The 5,546-nt window shown below is 49.1% G+C and carries 3 protein-coding genes; all 3 read left to right on the top strand.

Annotated features, from left to right (window positions below; genetic code table 11):
• Positions 1-180: hypothetical protein (locus LQ901_RS16715; RefSeq protein ID WP_233672506.1), on the top strand; the 180-nt coding region annotated here is incomplete at its 5' end.
• 732 nt (positions 181-912) lie between these two features.
• Positions 913-2,112: an efflux RND transporter periplasmic adaptor subunit gene (locus LQ901_RS16710; RefSeq protein ID WP_152136163.1), complete on the top strand. Its 1,200-nt coding sequence runs from the start codon at positions 913-915 to the stop codon at positions 2,110-2,112.
• 9 nt (positions 2,113-2,121) lie between these two features.
• Positions 2,122-5,223: an efflux RND transporter permease subunit gene (locus LQ901_RS16705; RefSeq protein ID WP_152136164.1), complete on the top strand. Its 3,102-nt coding sequence runs from the start codon at positions 2,122-2,124 to the stop codon at positions 5,221-5,223.
• The last annotated feature ends 323 nt before the right edge of the window (positions 5,224-5,546 follow it).

Raw genomic sequence — 5,546 nt, 5'->3', positions numbered from 1 at the left:
CAAATAAGTGAGAAGCCCATCCTAACGGATGGGCTTTTTGCGTTTGGGATTTTGGTTTTAATGTCATTGCGGTTTTATCCTCTCTTCTTCCTTCCCAGCGTTATTCCCCGTTTGCCTTTTTATCTCAGCTTTCGTTCATTCTATTCTCTGTGGCGGGCTGGCGTGGGCGCAGAACTGTAGTCAGAACCGCCACAGACGCCAGAGCATAAGGCGCTGTGTGGTCTTGCCGTAGGCTAATGATGCTGATGAGTGATTTATGCAGCTAAGTAGGCTGTGCTGTTGTTTGTGGTGCTCGATGTTTCCCCGTATTGTTCTTATCTCTTATCTCTTATCTCTTATCTCTTATCTCTTATCTCTTATCTCTTATCTCTTATCTCTTATCTCTTATCTCTGTATTCCTTTTTAGAGTGTTTCTCGCGTTATTTTTAGAAGAGACATTGTGTTAGGTAGGTATATTGCTTGGTATTAATAACGATAATTAAAATGCTTTATTTGTCGGTTGATGTTTGATGTCTTTATTTATGTTTTTATTAAATGAATTAATCTCTATTGAATCTATTCATTAATCTCTTACTTGGAATTTTGTTTTAGATGGTTTTATATTCACGCAATGAATTAGTTGCTGTAAATTAATTTAGAATGTGAATGATAATGTCTTTAATCTTGGTGTTTAAGTCGATTCGTTATTACTAATAAAGTGACTGTCTCTATCCTTGGCTTTTCATTGTTAATTGTCTTGTGGTAAAAATAGGTTTGCATCACAAAAGTAAGCTAATTTTAACTTTGTTATTTGTCTAGCCTAGTAATATAAGCCTCTTTTTATTTTTATTAATTCTTTAGCCAACACTCGTATCAGAGTGTCGTGGCTATGTTTTTATGGTGTAGCTATTTAATGATAGTCGGAGTAGTAACATGACTTTTCGTGTGGTAAAGGCTGTGCGCTGGAAACAGCATGCATTAATGATCATCCTTGCCAGCAGTTTGGTTGGTTGTGGTGATGAGTCGGCCTCATCGGCACAGGTAGCACCAGTGGTGCCTGTGGTGGTTGAAACTGTGCAGGCCAAGGATGTGCCTTTAACAACTGAAATGGTCGGAGAAACGGCCGGTTATCGGGAAATTGAGGTGCGTTCACGGGTTGGCGGTATTTTGCTTAAGCGCCATTATGTGGAAGGGCAACCTGTGGTCGCGGGGGACTTACTATTTGAGATCGATCCTGAGCCTTATAAAGTGGCACTGGAGCAAGCTAAAAGTTTATTAGCGCAAGAGAGTGCACGGTTAAATAAAGCGCGTGCCGATCGTGCACGGGTGATTCCGTTATATAAGAAACAAGTTGTCAGCCGAAAAGATTATGATGATGTGATCGCCAGTTATGAGGCGGCAATCGCGAGCCATCAAGCGGCGCAAGCAAAAGTCAAAGAGGCGGAATTAAATCTTAGTTATACCCGTGTGACCGCGCCAATTGATGGCATGGCCAGTAAAAGCACTCAGTCTGAAGGCAGTTTAATTTCAACTTTAGGTGATAACAGCTTACTGACGACCATTACACAATATGACCCCTTGTACGTGAATTTTTCTTATTCGGAACAAGACCGACTTAATTTTGAGCGTGGTATTAAAAGCGGTGCGATACAAGCTCGTAGTGCGGCAGATTGGACGACCCGTATTCGTTTGGCTGATGGCTCATTATATTCGGAAGTAGGCAAGTTGAATTTTTCGGATAATCGCGTAGATGGCAAAACCGGCACGATCCGGGCGCGGGCAATTTTTGATAATGAGCGCGGGGTATTGTTGCCGGGGCAATTTGTTCGTCTAACCATTGATTTGGGTACGCGCAAAGACGCGATAGTGGTGCCTGCGAAGGCGATTGTGCAGTCACAGGCCGATCGGATGCTGATGGTGGTGGATGCGGAGAATAAGGTGGTGCCACGACCGGTGAAATTGGGCGCGGTGGTGGAAAGCGGAGTGTTGATTGAAAGTGGCTTGCAAGCGGGAGAGCGTTACATCGTTGAGGGGTTGATGAAAGCTCGCCCTGGTGTGGTGATCCAGCCGGTATCGGCACAAGAGATGAGCGCGATTAGCCAGAAGGTTGTCAGTGCCAGCGCGGCAAAATAAGGAGTTCGTATGTTTTCGAAGTTTTTTATCGAGCGACCTATTTTTGCCAGCGTGATTTCTATCATTATCGTGCTGGGCGGTTTGGCTGCGATGCGGGCATTGCCGGTAGAGCAATATCCGCAAATTACCCCGCCGGTGGTATCGGTAACGACCTATTACCCTGGTGCGACGCCGGAAGTGATTTCCCAAACGGTGGCGGCACCGTTGGAGCAGCAGATCAATGGGGTTGAACGGATGATTTACATGCAATCCGGCTCGGCGTCCAATGGTCAGATGAACCTGAATATTTACTTTGAGATTGGCACCGATCCCGACCAAGCCACGATCAACGTGAATAACCGTGTGTCGGCTGCGATGGCGCAAATGCCGGAAGAGGTGAAAAAGCAGGGGATCACGGTACGGAAAAAATCCACCTCCATCATGCAGGTGTTAACGCTGCAATCCCCCAATGGCAGCTATGACACCACCTATCTTTCCAACTATGCTTTGCTGAATATTATTGATGAGCTTAAGCGGATTCCTGGTATCGGTGATATTACGTTGTTTGGCGGTACCGACTATGCCATGCGGATCTGGTTGCGCCCCGATCGGTTGGCACAGCTACAATTGACGCCGGCGGATGTGATTGCGGCCATTCGTGAACAGAATACCCAGTTTGCAGCCGGCAAGATTGGCGCGCAACCGACCAGTGCCCCAATTGATTTTACCTATACGGTGCAGACCAAAGGGCGTCTGGAGGATGTGAAGGAATTCGAGAACATCATTATTTTGTCGCGGCCAGATGGATCTAAAGTGCGGGTTAAAGATGTCGCGCGCGTAGAGCTGGGCGGTAAAGACTATGACGTTACTGCGCGGATCAACAGCCAACCGGCGGTGGGGATCTTCACGTATTTGCAACCGGGGGCCAATGCGGTCATGGTGGCCGATGCGGTGCGCGACACCATGGAGCGGCTGAAAACACGTTTCCCACAAGATTTGGAATACCAGATCCCGTATGACACTACCGAGTTTGTGAAAATCTCGATTGAAGAAGTGGTCAAAACGCTGTTCGAGGCTATCGTTCTGGTGTTTGTGGTGGTGTACCTGTTCTTGCAAAACTTCCGCGCGACCTTGATCCCCTGTATTGCGGTGCCGGTATCGTTGATTGGTACCTTTGCTGGGATGTTGATGCTGGGTTTTTCCATCAACCTATTGACGCTGTTTGGCATGGTACTGGCGATTGGTATCGTGGTGGATGATGCGATCGTGGTGCTGGAAAACGTAGAGCGGATCATGAAAGAGCGGCGTTGCTCGCCACGAGAAGCGGCAATTCTAGCGATGCAGGAAGTGTCTGGGCCGGTGGTGGCCATCGTTCTGGTGCTGTGTGCGGTGTTCTTGCCGGTGGCCTTTATGGGTGGAATGACCGGTGTCATGTACAAGCAATTTGCGATTACCGTGGCGGTGTCGGTGGCGATATCGGGCTTGGTGGCATTGACGCTATCACCGGCGTTGTGTGCGGTACTGCTAAAAGAAGGCCATCATCAGCCAGCGCGCTTTTTTGTTTGGTTTAACCAGGCGTTTGACCGTTTAACTGCGCGTTATGTCGGCGGCGTGTTTTTTTTGAATCGGCGAGTCGGGGTGGCGTTCGGGATTATTGGGGCGCTGTTGCTGTGCACCTACGCTTTATTTGCTCGCGTGCCGGGGGAGTTAGTGCCGAATGAGGATCAGGGCTATCTCATCTCGTCGATTATGTTGCCGGATGCGGCATCGTTGAATCGTACGCAAAATGTGGCGGATCAGTTCGACCAGATCATCATGGCTAATCCGCACGTTGAGAACGTAGTGACCTTCTCGGGTTTCGATATTTTGTCGAACTCGATTGTCAGTAACCGTGGGTTGTCATTTATCCCGTTGAAAGATTGGGGTGAACGCCAAGGTAGTGGGCAAGACTCCTTTGCTTTGGCCAAAACATTCCAAGGCTTGAGCATGATGGGGCAATCTGATGGGGTTGCTGCCTCCTTCAATCCGCCACCGATTCAGGGCATGTCGACCACCGGTGGATTAGAAGGCTATCTGCAGAACCGGGGAAGCAGCGATACGCAGGCATTTTCCGCTGAAGTGCAGCGTTTTTTGGATGCGGCGAAGAGCCGCCCTGAGTTTGCCAGCGTCACCACCACCTTCCGCGCGAATGTGCCACAGGTCTACATGGATTTGGATCGTGAAAAGGCTAAGGCGCTTGGTTTACCGATCAACGCGGTGTTCGACACGATGCAGGCAACGTTTGGCCAAGTCTATGTGAATGACTTCAACCAGTTTGGCCGTACGTATCGGGTGCAGTTACAGTCGGAGGCCGATTACCGCGCTAAGCGCGATGATATTCGCAATGTGTATGTGCGCTCGGTCAATGGCGAGATGATCCCGCTCAGCAGTTTGGTGACGGTACGTGACAGTACCGGTCCGGAGCTGGTTGAACGTTTTAATATCTTCCAAGCGGCTAAAATCATGGTGCAACCAGCGGCCGGTTACAGCTCGGGGCAGGCTATCGCCGCGTTAGAACAAGTGGCGAGCGAGGTGCTCGGTAATGATGCCAAGCTGGAGTGGATCGGTTCGGCCTACCAAGAAAAAGCGGCGGCCGGTAGTGCGGCAATGGCGTTTGGCTTTGGTATCGTCATGATCTTTTTGATTTTGGCGGCGCAATATGAGCGTTGGAGCTTGCCGTTCGCGGTGATCACCGCGGTCCCGTTTGCGTTGTTCGGTGCACTATTAGCCACGTGGCTGGTTGGCTTAACCAACAACGTCTATTTCCAGATAGGATTGGTGACTTTGGTCGGCTTGGCGGCAAAAAATGCCATCTTGATTGTGGAGTTTGCAGTGATGAAGCATGAAGAGGGGATGAGTCTGCTTGACTCGGCTTTGGAAGCGGCACGCTTACGCTTTCGCCCCATCATAATGACCTCGATGGCCTTTATTTTGGGCTGCGTGCCGTTGGTCTTATCGAGCGGTGCCGGTGCGGCGAGTCGTCATGCATTAGGTTGGCCGGTGATTGGCGGAATGTTGGCGGCAACCTTTATCGCCATCTTCTTTATTCCGCTGTTCTTCCGGTTGATCATGCAACTCTTAGAGCGTAAATAAGCCTTCAGCTTATCAGCTCAATTTCATCGACCACCTAGCCCAGCCGTTTTTGCTGGGCTTTTTTTATTCTTTGGCCGCTTTATTTCACGCGTGGGGAGGCAAAGAATTCACGCCAGATATGCGGTTACGGAGGGCTACCTTGGTGCTTTTATCCGCATTAGTGGATGGATTTTAGGCTCCCTCTGCTTGATTTGTTCACAAAGTGCGCGCTTGATACGTTTTTCGATAAAAAACGTGATTTAACCCTTGCGTCTTTTCGGCGTCTCCCTATAATGCGCTCCCTGTCGGCACGGAACGAAACGCGAAAGCAAATCAGACGTGAG

Origin of the sequence: Plesiomonas sp. PI-19, from assembly GCF_021368255.1 — a bacterium.
In the GTDB taxonomy this organism is placed as follows: domain Bacteria; phylum Pseudomonadota; class Gammaproteobacteria; order Enterobacterales; family CAMTGL01; genus Plesiomonas; species Plesiomonas shigelloides.
This window is presented reverse-complemented; position numbering and strand designations above follow the sequence as displayed.

Excerpts from the sequence above, each read along its gene's own strand:
- LQ901_RS16710 (WP_152136163.1), top strand. The coding sequence starts at position 913 with ATGACTTTTCGTGTGGTAAAGGCTGTGCGCTGGAAACAGCATGCATTA.
- LQ901_RS16705 (WP_152136164.1), top strand. The coding sequence starts at position 2,122 with ATGTTTTCGAAGTTTTTTATCGAGCGACCTATTTTTGCCAGCGTGATT.